23 protein-coding genes are annotated in these 20,893 nt (G+C 68.3%); 12 read left to right on the top strand and 11 right to left on the bottom strand.

Going from position 1 to position 20,893, the window contains the following annotated elements; all coding sequences use genetic code 11:
- Positions 1-3: 3 nt before the first annotated feature.
- Entirely contained in the window at positions 4-873 is an 870-nt protein-coding gene (locus tag AC1Q87_RS07510) for a UTP--glucose-1-phosphate uridylyltransferase (protein WP_492608358.1), read from the bottom strand.
- A gap of 281 nt (positions 874-1,154) precedes the next feature.
- Here AC1Q87_RS07510 and AC1Q87_RS07505 point away from each other — a divergent pair, with 281 nt between their 5' ends.
- Positions 1,155-1,445, top strand: a complete 291-nt coding sequence (locus AC1Q87_RS07505) for a hypothetical protein (protein WP_492608357.1) — start codon at positions 1,155-1,157, stop codon at positions 1,443-1,445.
- A gap of 4 nt (positions 1,446-1,449) precedes the next feature.
- Here the strand turns inward: AC1Q87_RS07505 and glmS are convergent, their stop codons facing one another.
- Complete coding sequence (gene glmS / locus AC1Q87_RS07500) at positions 1,450-3,270, bottom strand: glutamine--fructose-6-phosphate transaminase (isomerizing) (protein WP_492608356.1); 1,821 nt, start codon at positions 3,268-3,270, stop codon at positions 1,450-1,452.
- Positions 3,271-3,381: 111 nt separating this feature from the next.
- On the opposite strand from glmS, the gene glmM reads away from it, so the two are divergent.
- Together glmM and AC1Q87_RS07490 are read left to right on the top strand one after the other, a co-directional pair.
- A complete protein-coding gene (glmM, locus tag AC1Q87_RS07495; protein WP_492608355.1) occupies positions 3,382-4,734 on the top strand; it encodes a phosphoglucosamine mutase in 1,353 nt (450 codons plus the stop codon).
- Complete coding sequence (locus AC1Q87_RS07490) at positions 4,734-5,756, top strand: adenosine deaminase (protein WP_492608354.1); 1,023 nt, start codon at positions 4,734-4,736, stop codon at positions 5,754-5,756. The genes glmM and AC1Q87_RS07490 overlap by 1 nt, the downstream gene beginning before the upstream one ends.
- Positions 5,757-5,874: 118 nt before the next feature.
- Here the strand turns inward: AC1Q87_RS07490 and AC1Q87_RS07485 are convergent, their stop codons facing one another.
- The 3 genes from AC1Q87_RS07485 to AC1Q87_RS07475 are packed head-to-tail and all read right to left on the bottom strand — an operon-like array spanning position 5,875 to position 8,490.
- Positions 5,875-6,888 (bottom strand): DUF2891 domain-containing protein, encoded by a 1,014-nt coding sequence (locus AC1Q87_RS07485; protein WP_492608353.1) that lies wholly within the window; start codon positions 6,886-6,888, stop codon positions 5,875-5,877.
- The gene (locus AC1Q87_RS07480; RefSeq protein ID WP_492608352.1) at positions 6,866-7,816 is read right to left on the bottom strand and encodes a DUF979 domain-containing protein; all 951 of its coding nucleotides are present in this window, start codon (positions 7,814-7,816) and stop codon (positions 6,866-6,868) included. The genes AC1Q87_RS07485 and AC1Q87_RS07480 overlap by 23 nt, the downstream gene beginning before the upstream one ends.
- A complete protein-coding gene (locus tag AC1Q87_RS07475) occupies positions 7,813-8,490 on the bottom strand; it encodes a DUF969 domain-containing protein (RefSeq protein ID WP_492608351.1) in 678 nt (225 codons plus the stop codon). Before AC1Q87_RS07475 ends, AC1Q87_RS07480 begins: the two co-directional genes overlap by 4 nt.
- 258 nt (positions 8,491-8,748) lie before the next feature.
- Here AC1Q87_RS07475 and AC1Q87_RS07470 point away from each other — a divergent pair, with 258 nt between their 5' ends.
- Positions 8,749-8,904: a hypothetical protein gene (locus tag AC1Q87_RS07470; protein ID WP_492608350.1), complete on the top strand. Its 156-nt coding sequence runs from the start codon at positions 8,749-8,751 to the stop codon at positions 8,902-8,904.
- Between the two features lie 57 nt (positions 8,905-8,961).
- Here the strand turns inward: AC1Q87_RS07470 and AC1Q87_RS07465 are convergent, their stop codons facing one another.
- From AC1Q87_RS07465 to AC1Q87_RS07450, 4 genes are all read right to left on the bottom strand, one after another.
- Positions 8,962-10,266, bottom strand: coding sequence for a UDP-glucose dehydrogenase family protein (locus AC1Q87_RS07465; protein WP_492608349.1), 1,305 nt, complete (start codon positions 10,264-10,266; stop codon positions 8,962-8,964).
- A 122-nt stretch (positions 10,267-10,388) separates the two neighbouring features.
- Entirely contained in the window at positions 10,389-11,888 is a 1,500-nt protein-coding gene (locus tag AC1Q87_RS07460) for a phosphomannomutase/phosphoglucomutase (protein WP_492608348.1), read from the bottom strand.
- A gap of 96 nt (positions 11,889-11,984) precedes the next feature.
- The gene (locus tag AC1Q87_RS07455) at positions 11,985-12,947 is read right to left on the bottom strand and encodes a KpsF/GutQ family sugar-phosphate isomerase (protein ID WP_492609263.1); all 963 of its coding nucleotides are present in this window, start codon (positions 12,945-12,947) and stop codon (positions 11,985-11,987) included.
- Between the two features lie 14 nt (positions 12,948-12,961).
- Positions 12,962-13,207, bottom strand: coding sequence for a hypothetical protein (locus tag AC1Q87_RS07450; RefSeq protein ID WP_492608347.1), 246 nt, complete (start codon positions 13,205-13,207; stop codon positions 12,962-12,964).
- 102 nt (positions 13,208-13,309) lie between these two features.
- Here AC1Q87_RS07450 and gpmA point away from each other — a divergent pair, with 102 nt between their 5' ends.
- The 4 genes from gpmA to AC1Q87_RS07430 all read left to right on the top strand — a co-directional run bounded on the left by gpmA (position 13,310) and on the right by AC1Q87_RS07430 (position 16,633).
- A complete protein-coding gene (gene gpmA, locus AC1Q87_RS07445; protein ID WP_492608346.1) occupies positions 13,310-14,023 on the top strand; it encodes a 2,3-diphosphoglycerate-dependent phosphoglycerate mutase in 714 nt (237 codons plus the stop codon).
- 23 nt (positions 14,024-14,046) lie between these two features.
- Positions 14,047-14,463: a bifunctional diaminohydroxyphosphoribosylaminopyrimidine deaminase/5-amino-6-(5-phosphoribosylamino)uracil reductase RibD gene (locus AC1Q87_RS07440; protein ID WP_492608345.1), complete on the top strand. Its 417-nt coding sequence runs from the start codon at positions 14,047-14,049 to the stop codon at positions 14,461-14,463.
- Positions 14,464-14,543: 80 nt separating this feature from the next.
- The gene (locus tag AC1Q87_RS07435; RefSeq protein WP_492608344.1) at positions 14,544-15,803 is read left to right on the top strand and encodes a pentapeptide repeat-containing protein; all 1,260 of its coding nucleotides are present in this window, start codon (positions 14,544-14,546) and stop codon (positions 15,801-15,803) included.
- 62 nt (positions 15,804-15,865) lie between these two features.
- A complete protein-coding gene (locus AC1Q87_RS07430) occupies positions 15,866-16,633 on the top strand; it encodes a crotonase/enoyl-CoA hydratase family protein (protein WP_492608343.1) in 768 nt (255 codons plus the stop codon).
- Between the two features lie 117 nt (positions 16,634-16,750).
- Here AC1Q87_RS07430 and AC1Q87_RS07425 read toward each other — a convergent pair whose 3' ends face one another.
- Positions 16,751-17,206, bottom strand: coding sequence for an Hsp20 family protein (locus AC1Q87_RS07425; RefSeq protein WP_492608342.1), 456 nt, complete (start codon positions 17,204-17,206; stop codon positions 16,751-16,753).
- A 261-nt stretch (positions 17,207-17,467) separates the two neighbouring features.
- Here AC1Q87_RS07425 and AC1Q87_RS07420 point away from each other — a divergent pair, with 261 nt between their 5' ends.
- Positions 17,468-18,310: a class I SAM-dependent methyltransferase gene (locus tag AC1Q87_RS07420; protein WP_492608341.1), complete on the top strand. Its 843-nt coding sequence runs from the start codon at positions 17,468-17,470 to the stop codon at positions 18,308-18,310.
- Positions 18,311-18,377: 67 nt separating this feature from the next.
- The gene (locus AC1Q87_RS07415; protein ID WP_492608340.1) at positions 18,378-19,271 is read left to right on the top strand and encodes a class I SAM-dependent methyltransferase; all 894 of its coding nucleotides are present in this window, start codon (positions 18,378-18,380) and stop codon (positions 19,269-19,271) included.
- Here AC1Q87_RS07415 and AC1Q87_RS07410 read toward each other — a convergent pair.
- Positions 19,268-19,879, bottom strand: a complete 612-nt coding sequence (locus AC1Q87_RS07410; protein WP_492608339.1) for an MSMEG_1061 family FMN-dependent PPOX-type flavoprotein — start codon at positions 19,877-19,879, stop codon at positions 19,268-19,270. The two genes, AC1Q87_RS07415 and AC1Q87_RS07410, sit on opposite strands and share 4 nt — an antisense overlap.
- Positions 19,880-20,036: 157 nt before the next feature.
- Here AC1Q87_RS07410 and AC1Q87_RS07405 point away from each other — a divergent pair, with 157 nt between their 5' ends.
- Together AC1Q87_RS07405 and AC1Q87_RS07400 are read left to right on the top strand one after the other, a co-directional pair.
- Positions 20,037-20,480 (top strand): DUF3617 domain-containing protein, encoded by a 444-nt coding sequence (locus AC1Q87_RS07405; RefSeq protein ID WP_492608338.1) that lies wholly within the window; start codon positions 20,037-20,039, stop codon positions 20,478-20,480.
- A gap of 101 nt (positions 20,481-20,581) precedes the next feature.
- Complete coding sequence (locus tag AC1Q87_RS07400; RefSeq protein ID WP_492608337.1) at positions 20,582-20,893, top strand: SCP2 sterol-binding domain-containing protein; 312 nt, start codon at positions 20,582-20,584, stop codon at positions 20,891-20,893.

Here is a 20,893-nt window from a genome sequence, read left to right as displayed (position 1 = left end):
CTCCTAGAGCAGCTCCGTGATCGCCTGGCGCGCGGCGTCGGCGAACTCCGGACGCTGCAAAGCGAAGGCGACATTGGCCCGCAGCAGGCCGATCTTGTCGCCGCAGTCATAGGTCACGCCATCATATTCCAGCGCGTGGAAGTCCTGATCCCTCATCAGCTCGATCATCGAGTCGGTCAGCTGGATTTCGCCGCCGGCGCCCTTGCCCTGGCGCTCCAGCAGCGGGAAGATTTCGGGCTGCAGGATGTAGCGGCCGGAGATGATCAGGTTCGACGGCGCGGTCCCGGCCTTGGGCTTTTCGACCATCGCGGTCATGCGGTTCAGCCGGCCCTCGCGCCCGTCCAGGGCGACGATGCCGTACTTGTGGGTTTCGCTCTCCGGCACCGGCTCGACGACCACGATGTTGCCGCCGACCTGGTCGTAGGCGGCGACCGCCTGGGCCAGGGCCGGGGTCTGCGCGGCCATCAACATGTCGGGCAGGATAACCGCGAACGGCTCGTCGCCGATGATGTCGCGGGCGCACCAGACCGCGTGGCCCAGGCCCAGCGGCGCCATCTGGCGGATGAAGCTCATCGATCCGGGCGGCAGGATGTCCCGGCGCACCTCGGCCAGGACGTCGGTCTTGCCCTTGGCTTCCAGCGCCCCCTCGATCTCGGGATTGCCGTCGAAATAGTCCTCGATCGGTCCCTGGCCGCGGCTGGTGATGAACACGAAGTGCTCGATCCCGGCGGCGCGCGCCTCCTCGACCACATAGGACAGGATCGGCCGGTCGAAGACGTTCAGCAGGTTCTTCGGCGTGGCCCGCGCCACGGGCAGGACCCGGGTTCCCAGTCCAGCCACCGGCAGCACGGCCTTGCGCACACGTTTGGTCATCCAAGCTCTCCCGCATTCCCCCGTACGGGATGCTCGATAGGCGATGCCGCATCATGCCAGCCGAAAGTGGACATCAGGTTTCGACCAGGCTCAGGCATTGCACGATGGAAGAGCTTTGCAACGGATTGAGTTGCCTGAAAGCTAAGGTTTGTCTGTGGGTGCTTGAGCTCAAGCTCAGCTATGGCACGCTATTCAAAGGTGTTTCGTGATCACGCGGCCGGAACTCACGAGGCCGTGAACGGTTCACGAGGCGCACTCACAGTTCGAATGAAGGGCTTTCCATGAAACTTCGCACCTACACCGCGCTTGCGGCCGCTTCCGCGCTCGCCTTGACCCTGGCCGCTTGCGGCAAGAAGGCGGAGGAGCCCGTCGATACGGCCGTGACGCCGCCGGCGGACAGCATGGCCGCGACGCCGCCGGCAGACTCGATGGCTGCGACCCCGCCGGCCGGCTCGATGGCGACCACGCCCCCGGCCGACGCCATGATGGCGACGCCGCCGGCGACGGGTTCGATGGCGGCCACCCCGCCGCCGGCCGTCGAGGTTCCGCCGGCTGCGCCGCCGGCCAAGTAGGCCGCTACTCGACGGTCACCGACTTGGCCAGGTTGCGCGGCTGGTCGACATCCGCGCCCTTCTGGACGGCCACGTAATAGGCCAGCAGCTGGATGGGCGCGGAGAAGACCAGCGGTGCGATCAGCGGGTCGCACCTGGGCGCGGTCACAACGACACGCGCGCCGGCCGGCGCGTTTCGTTCGCCTTCCGGGTCGGTGATGAAGACGACCTGTCCGCCTCGGGCCATGACCTCGCTCATGTTCGAGGCGGATTTCTCGAAATAGCTGTCGAAGGGCGCCAGGATCACGATTGGCGTCGCCTCGTCGACCAGCGCGATGGGGCCGTGCTTCAGCTCGCCGGCGGCATAGCCCTCGGCGTGGATGTAGCTGATTTCCTTCAGCTTCAACGCGCCTTCCAGGGCCAGAGGATACATCGGCCCGCGGCCCAGATAGAGCACGTCGCGCGCCTTCGACACCTCGACCGCGATGGCCCGCACGGCGTCTTCCAGGTTGATCGACTCGGCGATCAGCCGCGGCGCCTCCAGCAGCACCTTCACCAGCCGGTTCTCCTCGGCCTCGTCGATCTTGCCGCGCGCCCGCGCGGCCGCGACGGCCAGGGCGGTCAGCATGCTGACCTGGGCGGTGAAGGCCTTGGTCGAGGCGACGCCGATCTCCGGACCGCAATGGATCGGCCAGATCACGTCGGCCTCGCGGGCGATGGTCGACTCCACCGTATTGACCAGGGCCGCGCTCGCCATGCCTTTGGCCTGACAGTAGCGGAAGGCGGCCAGGGTGTCGGCGGTCTCGCCCGACTGCGAGATGGCGATGGCCAGCGATCCTGGCCGCAGGGCCGGCTCGCGGTAGCGGAACTCCGAGGCGACCTCGACGTCGACCGGCAGGTCGGCCATCCGCTCGATCAGGTACTTGCCCAGCATGCCGGCGATGTAGGCCGTGCCGCAGGCGACAATCTGGATGCGCTCCAGCTTGGAGAAGTCGATGCTCCCGGGGATCGCGGTGCGGGCGGTCAGGGCGTCCACATAGGCCGCGATGGTGCGTTGGACGCCTTCGGGCTGATCGTGAATCTCCTTTTCCATGAAGTGGCGGTAGTTGCCCTTCTCCATGACCGCGGCCGAGGCCGCGAGCGTCTTGATCGGCCGGTCGGCCGGCGCGCCGCTGGCGTCGAAGATCTTCGCGCCGGCGTGGTCGATGATCACGTAGTCGCCGTCGTCCAGATAGGCGACGCGGTTGGTGAACGGGCCCAGCGCCATGCCGTCGGAGCCGACGAACATCTCGCCGTCGCCATAGCCGACCGCCAGCGGCGGGCCGTTGCGCGCGCCCATGATCACGTCGCCGTCGCCGGTCACCAGCACGGCCAGGGCGTAGGCGCCGCTCAGCCGGTCCAGGGTCGCCTTGAACGCGGCCAGCGGGGCCAGTCCGCTTTCCAGGTTCTCGTCGAGCAGGTGGGCGACCACCTCGCTGTCGGTGTCGCTGGCGAACACCCGGCCCTTGGCCTGCAGTTCGGCCTTCAGTTCGGCGAAGTTCTCGATGATGCCGTTGTGGACCACCGCCACGCGCCCGGCGATGTGCGGGTGGGCGTTGCGCTCGGTCGGCGCGCCATGGGTGGCCCAGCGGGTGTGGCCGATGCCGGTCGTCGCGATCAGCGGCTCGCGCTCCAGCACCGCTTCCAGCTCGCGCAGCTTGCCGGGCGCGCGGCGGCGCTCCAGCACGCCGTTCACCTGCGCGGCGACGCCGGCGCTGTCATAGCCGCGATATTCCAAGCGCTTAAGGCTTTCGACCAGGCGCCCGGCCACCGGGGATTTGCCGACGATTCCGATGATGCCGCACATGCCGCCCTGGTTCCTTTCGCCGCTCGAAAGCGTGATAATCCTGCGTCGCCTTTAGCATTCGCAAACGCGGCGTCGACTAAATCTGAGTTTCGCATCGTTTCGGGAACACGAATGTCCAAACGCGCCTATTTCGGCACCGACGGTATCCGCGGCCAGGCCAACAGCCATCCGATGACCGCCGAAGTCGCCCTGCGCGTCGGCCTCGCCGCCGCCAAGCTGTTCAAGTCCCAGGACGAGCGTCGGCACCTGGTGGTGATCGGCAAGGACACCCGGCTCTCCGGCTACATGGTCGAACCGGCCCTGGTCGCCGGCTTCGCCAGCGTCGGCATGGACGTGCGCCTGCTCGGCCCGATGCCGACTCCAGGCGTGGCGATGATGACCCGTTCCCTGCGCGCCGACCTCGGCGTGATGATCTCGGCCTCGCACAATCCCTACACCGACAACGGCATCAAGCTGTTCGGCCCCGACGGCTACAAGCTCTCCGACGACCGTGAGCTCGAGATCGAGGCCCTGATGGGTCAGGACCTGCATGTGGGCCTCGCCCCGCCGACCGAGCTCGGCCGCGTCTCGCGCGTCGACGACAGTCAGGCCCGCTATGTCGAGATCGCCAAGGCGACCTTCCCGCGCCGCCTGTCGCTGGCCGGCCTGCGCATCGTCATCGATTGCGCCAACGGCGCCGCCTACAAGGTCGCCCCGGTGGTGCTCTACGAACTGGGCGCCGAGGTCATCAAGATCGGGGTCAGCCCCGACGGCACCAACATCAACGAGGACTGCGGCTCGACCCACCCGGAAGCCGTGGCCCGCGCGGTCAAGGAATTCCGCGCCGACATCGGCGTGGCCCTCGACGGCGACGCCGACCGGCTGATCATCTGCGACGAGAAGGGCCACGTGGTCGATGGCGACCAGATCATGGCCCTGATCGCCGACTACTGGGCCAAGCGCGATCGCCTCAGCGGCGGCGGCGTGGTCGCCACGGTGATGTCGAACCTCGGCCTCGAACGCTTCCTGGCCGCCCGCGACCTCAAGCTCGAGCGCACCAAGGTCGGCGACCGCTATGTCATGGCCCGCATGCGCGAGGGCGGCTTCAACCTCGGCGGCGAACAGTCGGGGCACATGATCATGTCCGACTTCTCGACCACGGGCGACGGCCTGCTGGCCGCGCTGCAGGTGCTGGCCGTGCTCAAGGACTCCGACAAGCCGATGAGCGAGCTGGCCCGCCAGTTCGAGCCGGTGCCGCAGATCCTCGAGAACGTCCGCTTCGCCGGCGGCAAGCCGCTGGAGACCGAGCACGTCAAGGGCGTCATCGCCGACGCCGAGGCGCGCCTCAACGGCACGGGCCGCATCGTGGTCCGCGCCTCGGGCACCGAACCGCTGATCCGGGTCATGGCCGAGGGCGACGACGAAAAGCTGGTCCATGCGGTGGTCAAGGACATCGTCGGGGCGGTGAAGAAGGCGGCGGCGTGATGGGCGACCTGGCCGCCTTCATCCGCGGCCTGCCCAAGGCCGAACTGCATCTGCACATCGAGGGCAGCCTCGAGCCCGAGCAGATGTTCGAGTTCGCCCAGCGTAACGGCGTGAAGCTGCCCTTCGCCAGCGTCGAAGACGTGCGCGCCGCCTACGCGTTCTCGAACCTGCAGGACTTCCTGGACATCTACTACCAGGGCGCCCAGGTGCTGCTGACCAAGGCCGACTTCCACGACCTGGCCATGGCCTACTTCCGGCGCATCGCCGACGACGGCGCGCGTCATGCCGAGATCTTCTTCGACCCGCAGACCCACACCGATCGCGGCGTGCCGTTCGGCGTGGTGATCGAAGGCCTGCTGTCGGGGATGGACGAGGCCGAGCAGAGCCTCGGCGTCACCTCCAAGCTGATCCTCTGCTTCCTGCGCCACCTCTCGGAAGAGGAGGCCTTCGAGACCTTGGAGCAGGCGAAGCCCTATCTCGACCGCATCGCCGGGGTCGGGCTCGATTCCTCCGAGGTCGGCCACCCGCCGGCCAAGTTCGCCCGGGTCTTCGCCGCCGCCCGCAAGCTCGGCCTCAAGGTCGTCGCCCATGCCGGCGAGGAGGGGCCGCCCGACTATGTCTACGAGGCGCTCGACCTGCTGGAGGTCGACCGCATCGACCACGGCAACCGCGCCCTGGAGGACGACGCCCTGACGGAGCGGCTGGCGCGCGAGGGCATGACCCTGACCGTCTGCCCGCTGTCGAACCTCAAGCTCTGCGTGGTCGGCGACCTGACCGCCCATCCGCTCAAGCGGATGCTGGACCTTGGCCTGCGCGCGACGGTCAACTCCGACGACCCGGCCTACTTCGGCGGCTATCTCGGCCAGAACTGGATCGAGACCGCGCAGGCCCTCGACCTCTCGCGCGACGAGCTGGTCGCCCTGGCGAAGAACAGCTTCACCGGTTCCTTCCTCGCCCCCGACGAGATCGCCCGCCACCTCGCCGACATCGACGCCTATGTGGCGCGGACTGAGTCTCCCTAATTGCTCCCCCTCTGGGGGAGCTGTCAGCCGAACGGCTGACTGAGGGGGACTTCGGACTCAGCAGGCCCCCTCCGTCGCGCTGCGCGCGCCACCTCCCCCAGAGGGGGAGAAACTGGAGCTAGGCCTCCAGCGCCAGCAGCGCGAAGGTCGCCAGCCAGTGCTCGCCCATATAGTCCCCGGCCACATGCTCCAGCGCCGCGGCCAAGTGCTCGTCGGCCGCGGCCAGCGCCGTGCGCCGTGCCGGGTCGGTCAGGGCCAGCGACTTGGCGATCGAGCGCCAGCACCACGCCCGGCTGAGGTTCAAGCCGTCCAGGTGGGCGATCTTGCCGTCGCTGCGGTCGCTGACGCTCGCGGGGGTGAACAGGCTCGCCGGCAGGCGCTCGGCGGCGTTCGGCAGGAATCTGGAGAACCACAGCCGGAAATCTGCCGATGGCAGCACCCGGCGCAGGCATTCGGCCTCCATCAAGGTCGGCGACAGGAAGTCGTCGCCGCTGGGCTCCCAGGCGTTGGCGCCGGCGTCGGCGAGATACCAGCCGCGGGCCGTCGTCTCGACCAGCCGGGCCAACTCGTGGTCGCCGACCTCGCCCGCGTAATCATGCGCCAGGGCGAGCGCAAACGCTGTGTTGTAATGGGTTCCGGTGCGGATCGGGTAGGTCGCCTTGGGCAGGAAGGCCTTGAACCGCTCGGCGAAAGCCTCGGCCAGCGGGCGCAGGTTGGCGGCCCACGGCTGGCCTTCGATGCGCTCCAGTTCGGCCGCCAACATCAGCAGCCAAGCCCACCCGTAGGGCCGCTCGAACCCGGCGCTGGTCGGCCGGCGCAGGTAGGCGAGCTCGCCGGCGACCTTCTCGAGGGTGAGCATCTCGTTGAACAGGCTGGCGATTTCGCGACCGGCAGGTTCTATCGGCAGGCGCCGGTAGAGCCGCGCCAGCAGCCAGTAGCCGTGCACGCAGGAGTGCCAGTCGAAGCTGCCGTGGAAGATCGGGTGCAGCATTCGCGGCGGCAGCACGTCCTCGTCGCCGGCCAGCACCTGGTCGAGCTTGAACGGGTAGGGCCGCCGCACATGGCCCAGCGCCAGCCGCGCGAACTTGAGACCAAGTTCTTGATTCAGCTCAGAAACGGAAGACGAGGACATACATCAGCGCCGTGTTGGCCACCAGCAGGATGAGGGCGGTCGGGACCTGGGCGCGGATCACGCCGTTACGGTCCTTGAGCTCCAGCAGCGCCGCCGGGACGATGTTGAAGTTGGCGGCCATCGGCGTCATCAGCGTCCCGCAGAAGCCCGACAGCATCCCGATCGCGCCCATGATCGCCGGATCTCCGCCAAACCTTTGAACGATAAGCGGAAGTCCGATGCCTGCGGTCATCACTGGGAACGCCGCAAACGCGTTGCCCATGACCATCGTGAAGATAGCCATCCCGAAAGTATAGGCCGCCACCGCCGCCAGCGCGCTCCCGTCCGGCAGCCACTGGCCCGCCAGCTGGCCGATCACCGCCCCGACCCCGGCGGCGGCGAACACCGCGCCGAGCGCCGCCAGCATCTGCGGCAGCACCGCCGCCCAGCCGACCGTGTCGAGCAGCCGCCGGCCTTCCTGCAAAGGGGTTGCGGGCCTCGCGCGCAGCATCGGCATGGCGATCGCCAGGGCGACGAACACCCCGAGGATCAACGAGATCAGCGTCGCCTGCTTGGGATCGACCAGCCCCGCCAGCTCCGGGCGCTTGAAGAGGAAGGTCCCGGCCAGGGCCGTGGCCGGGATGGCCAGGGCGGGCAGGAACAGGCGGTTGCCCAGCCGCGCCGCGCTCTCGGCGCGCTCGGCCGGGCTGCTGGTCGCCGGCTCGCCGCGGCCCAGCCCGCCGAAGCCGGCGACGGCGACCATGGCGATGACGATCAAGCCGTTGGCGAAGTCCGGAATGTGCGAGCCGAACAGGAAGCTCAGCGCGAACAGGCCCCAGAAGGCGGTGTTCTTCCAGCGCTTGGGATTGCTGGCGTCGCGGGCGCTGAGCACGGCGACCGCGGCGAAGAACGCCCCGCCCATGACATAGAGGACCTCCAACCCGATCAAGGCCGCCCCTCCGCCAGGGTGCGGGCCAGCCGCCGGTCCAGCAGCATCAGCCGTGTCCCGTGCACGAGCAGCGCAACGATCGCCGTCGGGATCGCCCAGACCGAGAGCTGCAAGGGCTCGACGATGATTCCATTCTGCTCGAGGAAGCCCTTGATCAGCAGGATGGAGGCGATGGCGATGAAGATGTCCTCGCCGAAGAACAGCGCGACGTTGTCGGCCGCCGCGGCGTGGGCGCGAATGGTCTGACGCGTGTCGTCGGGCAGAGGACCATGGTGGGTCTCGGCGGCGGCCTCGGCCATCGGCGCGATCAGCGGGCGCACCATCTGGGCGTGACCGCCGAGCGAGGTCATGCCGAGCGCCGCGGTCGCCTGGCGCAGGATGAAGTAGAGCAGCAGCAGGCGCCCGACGGTGGCCGCCCGGACCTGGCCGATCAGGCCTTTGGCGCGCTCTTGCAGGCCGGCCCGCTCAAGCAGGCCGATGACCGGCAGAACCACCCAGACCACTGAAACATAACGGTTTTCCTTGAACGCCTTGCCGAAGGTCTCGATCACTTCGACCGGCCCCATGCCGCCCGCTAGGCCGGTGACCAGCGCCGCGACGGTGACCACCAGAAGCGGGTTCAGCCGGGCCATGAAGCCGACCACGACGACGGCGATGCCGATCAACGGAAGCAATGCGGGCGGGCTCCCTTGCATGCGCAAGCAGCGCGCAGATCGTGAACTCTAACCGTCGCCGCGCGTTGCGTAATCGCAGGAAGAGTCAAGGTCGACCGAGTTATCCACAGTGAAGATCGGCGTGACGACGATCTCTGTTCTTGCGCCTATTTGTCGCGTCAGGATGCGGGTCTTTGCAGATCGGTTAATTCGTGTCAGCCTCTTGCCGTCCCCGTCGCTCGACCGATGGGGAACAAAAGAAAAGTCTGGGAGCGAAACATGCCACGACCCGTCGCCTTTGGAGGCGCATCGCGGGGAGCTGCTCGGGGCCTGACCTCGATCGCCTGCCTCGCCTTTGTCGGAATGCTCGCCATCGCCTTCTGGGCCGGCGCTCTTTGGATCGGCAACACCCTCATTCGCGTGCTGGTCGGCTGACGCGAAAAAGGCGGCGCCCGTGCGAGCGCCGCCTTCAGTACTCAGATTGTCGATCTTCTAGGCGCGGCCGATCGAGGCGTACTTGATGCCGCGTCCGCGCACGTCGTCCGGGCGATAGATGTTGCGCAGGTCGATCAGCGCCGGGGTCTTCATGACCTCCTTCACGCGGTCGAGGTCCAGCGCCCGGAACTGATCCCACTCAGTGATGATCACCAGCGCGTCGGCGCCGGCCGCCGCCTCATAGGAATCGGCCTTGAACTCGACGCCGGGCAGCATGTGCTTGGCTTCGTGCGCGCCTTCCGGGTCGAAGGCCTGGATCTTGGCGCCCAGGGCCTGCAGGGCCGGGATGATGTCCAGGCTCGGCGCGTCGCGCATGTCGTCGGTGTTCGGCTTGAAGGTCAGGCCCAGCACGCCGACGGTCTTGCCCGTCAGGTCGCCGGCCATGGTGTCGGCGACCTTCGCCGCCATGGCCTTCTTGCGCGCATCGTTCACCGCAACGGTGGTTTCGATCAGCCGGGTCGGCGCGCCGGCGTCGGCGGCGGTGCGCACCAGCGCCAGCGTGTCCTTCGGGAAGCACGAGCCGCCGTAGCCCGGACCGGCGTGGAGGAACTTGCTGCCGATCCGCTTGTCGAGGCCGATGCCGCGGGCGACCTGCTGGACGTCGGCGCCCACCGCCTCGCAGAGGTCGGCCATCTCGTTGATGAAGGTGATCTTCATGGCGAGGAAGGCGTTGGCCGCGTACTTGATCAGCTCACTGGTGCGCCGGCCGGTGAACAGGATCGGCGTTTCGTTGAGGAACAGCGGCCGGTAGAGCTCGGTCATCACCGGGCGGGCGCGCTCGTCCTCCATGCCCACCACGACGCGGTCAGGGCGCTTGAAGTCCTCGATGGCCGCGCCTTCGCGCAGGAACTCGGGGTTCGAGACCACGGCGAACTGGGCGTCGGGGCGCTTGGCCTTCACAATGCGCTCGATCTCGTCGCCGGTGCCGACCGGCACGGTCGACTTGGTGACGATGACGGTGAAGCCGTCCAGCAGGCCGGCGATCTCTTCGGCGGCGGCGTGGACGAAGGACATGTCGGCGTGGCCGTCTCCGCGGCGCGAGGGCGTGCCGACGGCGATGAACACCGCGTCGGCCTTCTTGACGGCTTCGGCGGCGTCGGTGTCGAAGAACAGGCGCCCGGCCTGCACGTTCTTGGCCACCAGGACGTCGAGCCCCGGTTCATAGATCGGGATGCCGCCGGCGCGCAGGCGCTCGATCTTGCTAGCGTCCTTGTCGATGCAGGTCACCGTGTGACCGAAGTCGGCGAAACAGGCCCCGCTCACCAGGCCCACATAGCCGGTGCCGATCATAGTGACGTGCATGGGTTATCCTTGAGATCCGTTCCCGCCCCGTCTTTCACCACGCCGCGAGCGCCCCCGCAATCGCACGCCGATCCAGAACAGGACATTGGTCTTTTGAGTAAGCAAGTTGTGCGCCAGCGGCGCTAGACTTCCTGATTATAGGCGCCCACCTGCGGACGTCTGGCCAGGCGCGGCTTTACTTCCTGGCGGAAGAGCGCGCGCATGTCGTCCTCAGACTGGGTGCTTTCCACCACCACGACGATCTCGGGCTTGTTGGAGGAGGCCCGCACCAGCACCCAGGAGCCGTCCTCCAGCGCCACGCGCACGCCGTTGACGGTGATCACCTCGACGATCTTGCGACCAAGGATCGTACCGCCGGCCGCCGCCAGCGCTTCGTATTCGGCCACCACGTCGTCGACAACGCCGTACTTCTCTTCGTCGGCGCAATGCGGCGACATGGTCAGCGAGGTGAAGGCCACCGGCAGGGCGGTCTTCAGTTCCGAGAGCTTCTTGCCGGGGTTGCGGTCCAGCATCGACAGGATCGCGGCCGCCGCGGTCAGGCCGCAGTCGTAGCCGTTGCCCAGCGGCGGATTGAAGAAGAAGTGGCCGCTCTTCTCGAAGCCGGCCAGAGCGCCGATCTCGGCGGTCTTGCGCTTGATGTAGCTGTGGCCGGTCTTCCAGTAGACGGTGGTCGCGCCGTTGGCGGCCAGCACCGGGTCGGTGGCGAACAGGCCCGTGGACTTCACGTCGACCACGAAGGTCGCGTTCTTGTGCAGGGCCGAGAGGTCGCGGGCCAGCATCAGGCCGATCTTGTCGGCGAAGATCTCCTCGCCGGTGTCGTCGACCACGCCGCAGCGGTCGCCGTCGCCGTCGAAGCCCAGCGCCAGGTCCGCGCCGTGCTCTTTGACGGCTTTGGCCATCTCTTTGAGCATCTCATGGTCTTCGGGATTGGGGTTGTAGCGCGGGAACGTCCAGTCGAGGTCGCAGTCCATCTCGATGACCTCGACGCCCATGTTGCGCAGGGCCTGCGGCGCGAAGGCCCCGGCGGTGCCGTTGCCGCAGGCGCAGACGACCTTCAGCGGCCGCTTGATCTGCGCGCGCTTCGAAACGTCGTCGATGAAGGTCTGGGCGAAGCCCTGGACATGGGTCAGCGAACCGCCGTCGCGGGTCTTGCCCTCGCCGCCGAGCACGATTTCCTTCAGGCGGCCCATCTCGACCGGGCCGAAGGTCAACGGGCGCTGGGCGCCCATCTTCACGCCGGTCCAGCCGTTCTCGTTGTGGCTGGCGGTGACCATCGCCACGCAGGGCGCGTCGAGCGCGAACTGGGCGAAGTAGGCGGTCGGCGACAGCGCCAGACCGATGTCGACGACTTCGCAGCCGGCGGCCACCAGCCCGACGGTCAGCGCCTGTTTGATCGACAGCGAATAGGACCGGTAGTCGTGGCCGACGACGATCTTCTTCTGCCCGAGTTCGTGGATGTAGGTCCCCAGGCCGAGGCCGAGCGCCTCGATCCCCAGCAGGTTGATCTCCGGGCCGAACAGCCAGCGCGCGTCGTATTCGCGGAAGCCCGTCGCCTTCACCAGCGGGGTGACTTCGTATTCGAACGTATTGGGCGTGAGATCGGCGCGCGGGACGGGCAGCATCGTAACTCCGTTATCTCTGTTTCGTGGCTCTTAAAGGCCCGCAGACCTTAAGACCATGCGAATGCGAACCTTCGGCGCCCGTTTCGTGACGATCCGTCAGACCCCGGCGCGAACCAGATCGTGGACCCGCAGGATGCCGACCGGCCGTCCGTTCTCGACCACGAACAGAACCGTGACCATCGGCAGCGGGTCGCTCATCAGCGCGAGAGCCTCGGCCGCCAGCATCTGCGGCGGCGCGGTCTTCTTCGGTCCGGCGGTCATCACGTCGCCGGCGGTGTGGGTCAGCAGGCCGTCGAGATGGCGGCGCAGGTCGCCGTCGGTGATCACGCCCTTCAGCGCGCCGCTCGCGTCGGTGACCCCGACGATGCCGAACGCCTTCTCGGTCATCACCAGCAGCGCCTCGGACATCGGCGTCGCCTCGCCGACCAGCGGCAGCTCGTCCTTGCCGTGCATCAGGTCGCCGACCGTCCGCAGCATCGCGCCCAGCTTGCCACCGGGGTGGAAGATCTTGAAGTCCTTGGCGCTGAACCCGCGGCGCTCCAGCAGCGACACGGCCAGGGCGTCGCCGATGGCGATCTGCAAGGTGGTGGAGGTGGTCGGCGCCTTGACCTCGGAGGTGACCTCGGTGGTGTCGGCCAGCAGCAGCGCCACGTCGGCCGCCTGACCCAGCGGGCTGTCGGCGAAGGCGGTGAGCGCGATCAGCGGAATGTGGAAGCGCCGCGAATAGGCGATGACGTCGGCCAGTTCCTGGTTCTGGCCGGACTTCGACAGCGCCAGGATCACGTCGCCCTCGGCGATCATGCCCAGGTCCCCGTGGCTGGCCTCGTTGGCGTGCACGAAGAAGGCCGGGGCGCCGGTGGACGCGAAGGTGGCCGCGATCTTCTTGGCCACGTGCCCGGACTTGCCGATCCCGGTGCAGATCACCCGGCCCTTGGCGGCGAAGAGCAGGTCGACGGCCTTTTCGAAGGCCTCGCCGAGGGTGTCGGCCTGCAGGCGCAGGGCGTCGGCTTCGGCGGTCAGCACCCGCCGGCCCACGGCGACGGCGTCGAATTGGGTCATCTGGGCGGCGTCCGTCATTTCGTGGGGCTGAGCTTCTGGGTTTGGATGTCGGCGACCGCCTCGCGGGCGGCCTTGAGCCGCTGCTCGGAAGCGTCGGTCTCGCGCTGCATGGCGGCCTTGGCCTGAGCCGTCTGCAGCACCGGCGCGTGGCCGAACGGCCCCGGGGAGCGTGCGCCCAGGCCCTGCGGCCAGACGGCGCCCAGCGCCACAAGCGCGAGCGCCAGGATCGCGGCGAAGGGGAAGAACAGGCGATTGGACATGTGTGCTCATATAGACAGCGCCGCCCTCAGGGGCCAGCGGACCTTGACGCTGGGGGCGCCGGGCCTTAGCCCGCTGGCGACCCCCAGATGGAGCGCCGCGCCTTGCCCACCTTGATCCTTCTTCGTCACGGCCAGAGTCAATGGAACCTCGAGGACCGTTTCACCGGCTGGGTGGACGTGGACCTGACCGCCGAGGGCGAAGCCCAGGCCAAGAAGGGCGGCGAGCTGATCAAGGCGGCCGGCTTGCAGATCGACCGCGCCTACACCTCGGTCCTGACCCGCGCCATCCGCACCCTGTGGCTGGCCCTGACCGCCGCCGGCCAGGTGTTCGTGCCCGAGACCAAGGACTGGCGCCTGAACGAGCGCCACTACGGCGGCCTGACCGGCCTCAACAAGACCGAGACCGCCGCCAAGCACGGCGAGGACCAGGTCAAGGTGTGGCGTCGCTCGTACGACGTGCCGCCGCCGCCGCTGGCGCCGGGCGGCGAGTTCGACTTCTCCAAGGACCGTCGCTACGCCGGCGCCGTGCTGCCGGACACCGAAAGCTTGAAGACCACGCTCGACCGCGTGCAGCCGTATTGGGACGCCGAGATCGCCCCGCACCTGAAGGCCGGGGAAACCCTGCTGGTTGCGGCGCACGGCAACTCTCTACGCGCGATTGTGAAGCTGCTGTTCGGACTGTCGGACGAAGGCATCATTGCTGTGGAGATCCCCACCGGAAATCCGTTGCTGATCGAGCTCGACGCTAACCTTAAGCCGACCTCGGCGCGCTATCTCGACGAGGCCCGCGCCACCGCCCTGCCGGCGATCGGATGACGTCGGACGCCGACCTTGCCCACATGCGTCGCGCCATCGCCCTGGCGCGGACGCACGTTGGTCTGACCGGGGACAATCCCAGCGTCGGCTGCGTGCTGGTCAAGGACGGCGTGGTCGTCGGCGAGGGGGTCACCGCCAAGGGCGGTCGGCCCCACGCCGAAGAGCAGGCTATTGAAAAGGCGGGAGAAAATGCGCGTGGCGCGATTGCCTACGTGACGTTGGAGCCGTGCGGCGCACGCTCGTCCGGCGCAGCGTCGTGCTCGCAGCGGCTGGTGAGCGCCGGTGTCGCCGAGGTCGTGATCGCCTGCGAGGACGCCTCGCCCTACGCCTCCGGCCAGGGCGCCGAGCGGCTGGCCGGAGCCGGCGTTCCGGTGCGCCTCGGCGTGCTCGCCGACGAGGCCGCGAGCCTCTATGAGAGCTATCAGCCGCCGCGAAATTAACCACTGCAAGCTAACCCGCGGAAAGAGCGTGTTAATTACGCGGACCTAGGATCGGACCCTGAAAGTCAGTGGGGTTTCCGATGTCCGCCCAGAGCGCTCCAGCCCAGGAGTTGCGCAGGCTCGATCAGCACGAGCTCGACGCCGTCTGCGCAAAGCACGACCGCCTTTGGACCTCGAAGCCGGGCGGCGCTCGCGCCGTGTTCGCCTGGAAGGATCTTTCGGGGCTCGACCTGCGCGGCAAGAATCTCTGCGACGCCGATCTGACCGGCGCGGTGCTCGCCGACTGCCAGATGCAGGGCGTGCGCCTGGACCACGCCAACCTGTTCGGCGCCGACCTGCAGAACGCCAATCTGACCGACGCCTCGCTTCGCCGGGCCGACCTGCGCGGGGCGTGCCTGCGCGGCGCCAACCTGACCGGCGCCGACATGTTCGAGGCCGACTTGCGCGAAGGCTCGATCGCCGTCGGCGACCGCGACAAGGGCCTGCGGGTGCTCGAGCACATCAACCGCGTGGGCGAGGCGTCGGGCGCGATCCTGGCCGGCGCCAATCTCGAACGCTCGCGCCTCTCGGGCGTCATGGCGATCAAGGCCGACTTCAGCGACGCGATCCTCAAGGACGCCAAGCTGGTGCGCGCCAACCTCAAGCAGGCCAACATGTCCGGGGCCAACATGGCCGGCTGCGACCTGTCCGGCGCGGATCTGGCCGGCGCGGACATGCGCGACGTGATCCTGGTCGGCGCCAAAACCTTCGCCTGGAACGTCTCCCAGGCCGACATGCGCGGCGTGCTGACCGACGACCCGGTCGGCAAGTCGGTGCAGGACCTGCCCTACAAGACCATGATCCGCGATCACGCCAAGTGGTGCGAGACCGGCGGCGCCGAGGGCACGCCCAGCGTGTTCGACAACGCCGACCTGCGGGCGCTGGAGACCATTCGCGGCTTCAACCTGACAGCCCTCTCGGCCAAGGGCGCGGTGTTCTACGGCCTCGACATGGAAGGCGTGCAGTTGCAGGGCGCCCAGCTCGACGGGGCCGACCTGCGCAACTGCAACCTGCGCCGCGCCGACCTGCGCGGCGCGCGCCTGATCGGGGCCAAGCTGTCGGGCGCCGACCTGCGCGACGCCCAGATGGGCCCGCTGCTGCTGGGCGCCGACCGCACCCTGCCGAGCAACCTGACCGGCGCGACGTTGAAGAACGCCGACCTGGCGCGGGCCGACTGCCGTCACGCCATCTTCGTCGACGCCGACCTCAGCCGGGCCAACTTCACCAGCGCCATGGTCCGCAACGCCAACCTGACGGGCGCCCAGAAGTGGGGCGCGCGCGGGCTCGAAGACGTGATCTGAGCCCCTTGGGCTGACGCCCGGGCAAGGCGCTATCGTCGGCTTCCGCCAAGGAGGCCGCGCCCATGCAAACCGTCAGCGTCGAAGTCCGCGGCCGCACCGCGGTCGTCACCATCGAGCGGCCCGAGCGCCGCAACGCCGTCGACGGCGCGACGGCCCAAGCACTCTACGACGCCTTCAAGGCCTTCGACGCCGACGACGCGCTCGACGTCGCCGTGCTGCAGGGCCGCAGTGGCGCGTTCTGCGCCGGCGCCGATCTGAAGGGCGTCAGCGAGGGGCGGGGTAATCCGGTCCATCGCGATGGCGATCTCGGGCCGATGGGCTGTACGCGGCTGGCGCTCTCCAAGCCGGTGATCGCGGCGATCGAGGGCCATGCCGTCGCCGGCGGGCTGGAGGTCGCGGCCTGGTGCGATCTGCGCGTCGCAGCGGAGGACGCGGTGTTCGGCGTGTTCTGCCGCCGCTTCGGGGTGCCGCTGATCGATCTGGGCACCGTGCGGCTGCCGCGGCTGATCGGCCATTCGCGGGCCATGGACCTGATCCTGACCGGCCGCCCGGTCGGCGCGCGCGAGGCGTTCGAGATCGGGCTCGCCAATCGCCTGGCGCCCAGCGGCGGCGCGCTTGAGGCGGCGTTGGAGTTGGCCGCGCAGATCGGCGCGTTTCCGCAAGCCTGCCTGCGCAACGACCGCACCTCGGCGATCGCCCAATGGTCGATGGATTGGGAAGCGGCCACCCGCTTCGAGGTCGAGTTGGGCCGCGCGACGCTCGCCACCGGCGAGGCGCGCGACGGTGCGGCTCGCTTCACGTCCGGCCAAGGCCGGCACGGAGCATTCTGAAGCCCAAAAGAAAGGGCGGCGCCTTTCGGAGCCGCCCTGCACAGTCTGGGAGGGGAGTGGGGCGGCGCAGGTCGCTGCGCCGCCCCGGAGGGCTGGAGGGCCGCCTCTGGGGGGAGGTTAGGCGGCCTTCTCGCCTTCGATCAGGTTGGCTTCGGCCCCGGTCGAAATCTCGATCGTGCGGGGCTTCAGCGCTTCGGGAAGCTCGCGCTTCAGCGAGATCGACAGCAGGCCGTCGGCGAGTTTGGCTTCGGTGACCACCACGTAGTCGGCAAGCTGGAACCGGCGCTCGAAGTTGCGCTCGGCCAGGCCGCGGTGGAGGAACCGGCGCTGGTCGTCGTTGGCGGCCTTGCGGCCCTGGACGGTCAGGAGGTTTTCCTTGACCTCGATGTTCAGTTCTTCGGGACGGAAGCCGGCGACCGCGATCTCGACGCGGTAGGCGTTCTCGTCGGTGCGCTCGATGTTGTAGGGCGGATAGCCGGCCGCGGCGTCAGCGCTGGCGGTTTCCAGCAGCGAGGCTAGACGGTCGAAGCCCACGACAGAGCGATAGAGGGGGGAGAAGTCGATCGTACGCATTTCCAGTTACCTTCTTGTCTCAAGCAAGGTTGCGATGGGCGGACGGCGCGCGAGCCGGGATCGGCCTCGGCAGTGTCCGGAAGGCCCGGGTGTCCAGCGCCTTCGAATGTCTAGGTGGGAGGCGATTTGCGCCGTTCAAGACCTGCCGGGCGCAACAATCTTGCATGGTCTGGCTGGCGAGCGCGCAAGCCGGGTTGCCAGCCGCGCCGACCCCTCTAGGCTGCGCCGCGTCCAGGAAAACAACCAGAAGGCTCGATGCAGATGTCCCCCCGTATGTTCGCGCTCGCCACCGCCGCGGCGATCGCCGTCATCGCCCAGCCGGCGATCGCTTCGGCTGAAGACGCCGCCCTCAAGGCCGCTATCGCCGGCCCGCAACGCGGCGCCGACCATGTCGCTCGCGACGCCGCGCGCCACCCCTATGAGAGCCTCGAGTTCTGGGGCGTGAAGCCCAAGGCGACGGTCATCGAGATCTCGCCCGGTTCGGGCTATTGGACCGAGATCCTCGCCCCCTACGCCAAGGCTACGGGCGGGACCTATGTCGCCGGCGTCGCCGACGTGGCGAACCCCAAGCTGTCGGACGGCGCCCGCAAGGGCCGCGCCGACTTCGAGGCCAAGTACGCCGACCAGGCCAAGTTCGGCCCGATCACCTATGTCGGCTTCGGTCCGGTGTCGGGTCCGCTCGGCGCGCCGGGCTCGGCCGACGTCGTGATCACCGCCCGCAACGTCCACAACTGGATGGGCCAACCGGGCATGCTGGACAAGGTGTTCAAGGACTTCCACGACGTGCTGAAGCCCGGCGGCGTGCTGGCGGTCGAGGAGCATCGCTCCGACCCCACCCGCGCCCAGGTTCCCGGCGCCTCGGACGGCTACGTCGCCACCGATTTCGTGATCGCCACGGCCGAGAAGGCCGGCTTCAAGCTCGCCGCCAAGTCCGAGATCAACGCCAACGCCAAGGACACAAAGGACCACCCGTTCGGTGTCTGGACCCTGCCGCCGGTCCGCCGCTCGCCGGCCGCCGACAAGCCCGATCCGAGCTTCGATCGCGCCAAGTACGACGCCATCGGCGAGAGCGACCGGATGACCCTGCGGTTCGTCAAACAGTAGGGCCACGCTTTGACCATCGTCCCGGGTCAGGTAAGCCGCTCGGGACGATGGCCAGTTCGGGATCTCCATGCGGCGTGTACTTGCAAGTTCGGCGGCTTCCTTCTCGCGTCGGGGCGCTCTGATCGGGGCCCTGGCCCTGGCCGCCTGCGGCAAGAAGGGCGAGGCTGAGCCCAAGACGGCGCCGACTAAGGCCGCGCGCAACATGACGCTCGCCGAGGCCGTCGCCGGCGAGTGGCGCTCGCCCGCCGACAAGGCCCGCGACGCCTGGCGCCACCCGGTCGAGACGCTGGAATTCTGGGGCCTGAAGCCCGGCCAGACGGTGGTCGAGTTCTGGCCCGGCGCCGGCTGGTACACCGACATTCTCGCGCCGTACCTGGCGGCCAACAAAGGCAAGTTGATCGCGGCGGACCTCGAGCCGACCGACCCGGCCTCGACCGAGATCGTCGAGGCCTATCGCGCCCGCCTGAAGGCCAAGCCGAAGATCTACGGCGACGTTGAGATCACCGCCTTCGGCCCGACCAGCGGCCCGGTCGCGGCGGCCGGCAGCGCCGATCTGGTGCTGTTCCTGCGCAACCTGCACAACTGGATGGCCGCCGGCATCGCGGAGAAGGCCTTCCGCGACGCTTTCGCCGCGCTGAAGCCCGGCGGCGTGCTGGGGATCGAGGAGCATCGCGCCGCGCCCGGCGGCGTGCAGGACGTGCTCGCCGCCAACGGCTATGTCCAGGAGGCCTACGCGGTGCGTCTGGCCCAGGAAGCCGGCTTCGTCCTCGACAAGACCAGCGAGATCAACGCCAACGCCGCCGACGACCGCGACCACCCGTTCGGGGTCTGGACGTTGCCGCCGGTGCGGCTCACCGCGCCGCGCGGCGAGCCGGCCGATCCGAACTTCGACCGCGCGCCCTACGACGCCATCGGCGAGAGCGACCGCATGACCCTGAGGCTGGTGAAGCCCGCCGCCTAGAGCTGCTCGCGGTAGCTGGCGATGATCTGCTCGTTCGGCACCGGCACCTTGCCCATGTTCAGCTGCTCGAAGATCATTTCGGATCCCGAGGGCAGGGTGGTGCGCTCGACCTGCGCGTCGGCCTCCCACAGCCGCGCCCGCATGATCGCCTTGGGGCAGTGCAGGAACGCCTCCTCGACCGCGACCATCAGCACCAGCCGCGGCGTCTTGCCGAACTCGACGAACTTGGCGAGCAGGTCGGGGTCGGCGGTGGCGCTGGCCCGGCCGTTGACCCGCAGCACGTCGTCGAAGCCGGGGATCATGAACATCAGGCCGATGCGGCCAGGCCCCGACAGCAGGTTGCGGATGGTGTCGAGCCGGTTGTTGCCCGGGCGGTCGGGCAGATAGAGCGTCCGGCCGTCCTCGCTGACATGCACGAAGCCGGGCTCGCCGCCGCGCGGCGAGACGTCGATGGCGCCGTCGGGTCCGGCCGAACTGACCACGCAGAACGGCGACAGGCCGATGAAGGCGCGGCCGTGCTTCTCGACATGGTCCAGCACCTTGTCGAGCACCAGCTTGCCCGGTTGGCGATAGAGCTCGTTGATGCCTTCGAGATCGAGGGTCTTCATGGGCGGTCTCCCCGTCCTTCTTGAGAGTTGTTCGCAAGATGCGCTTGATCCGGCGCGCTGTCATCCCAAGATGAACGGGCCTGCGCCCGGTTCTGTCAGCATGCAGTCACGTGCAAGCTGCTAGCTTGACGCGAACTCGATGCGCTAAAGGCCAGATATGCTCCGAAACGCCCTGCTCGCCCTGATCCCCGCCGGCCTGCTGCTGGCCGCTCCCGCCGCCGCGCAGGAGCAGACCATCCTGCCCGGATACTGGGAGGTGACGAACAAGGTCTCGGCGATCATCAGCCAGACCAAGACCGAGAAGCGCTGCATCACGCCGTCGGAAGTCTCGAAGTTCGTGATGGGGCCGTCGAACCGCCACTACAAGTGCGACTACCCGACCCGGGTGTTCAAGGACGGCAAGATCCGCCTGAAGGGCAATTGCGCCACCAAGAACGGCAGCCAGGCGGCGCTGGAGGCGACCGGCACCTACTCGCCGACCACCTTCACCATGAACGCCAAGATCAGCACCACCTACGCCGGGGTGCCGCTCAGCGCCAACGCCACCACCACCGCCAAGCGCATCAGCGAGACCTGCCCGGCTGCGGCGCCCGCCTCTTAACCAAGCGCGAGACGAAATCCCCGCTCAAACCCTGGCTGAGCCGTTTACTTGGCTCGCGCTTGAGGCGAAGCTGCCGCTCACGAGCATGTGAGACGGTGCGTATGACGACGACCTTGGAAGAACTGACCCAGCGCGTGGCCGCCGCCGTGGCCGAGGGCTCCGGCCTGGGCAAGACCTTCAAGGTCGATCTGCGCGGTGAAGGCTTCATCCATATCGACGGCGCCTCGGTGACCAACGAGGACGGGCCCGCGGACCTGACGGTCTCGATCAGCCGCAAGGACCTCAAGGCGCTGGGGGCGGGCGAGCTCAATCCCATGACCGCGGTCATCACCGGCCGGCTCAAGGTTTCGGACATGGGCCTGGCCATGTCGCTGCAGCCGCAGATGCAGGCGTTGTTCGCCAAACTGGGATGA

This window comes from Phenylobacterium sp. GW823-FHT02A09 (genome assembly GCF_058797775.1).
The sequence above is the reverse complement of the archived record's forward strand: the minus strand, read 5'-3'. Positions and strand labels throughout refer to the sequence as shown.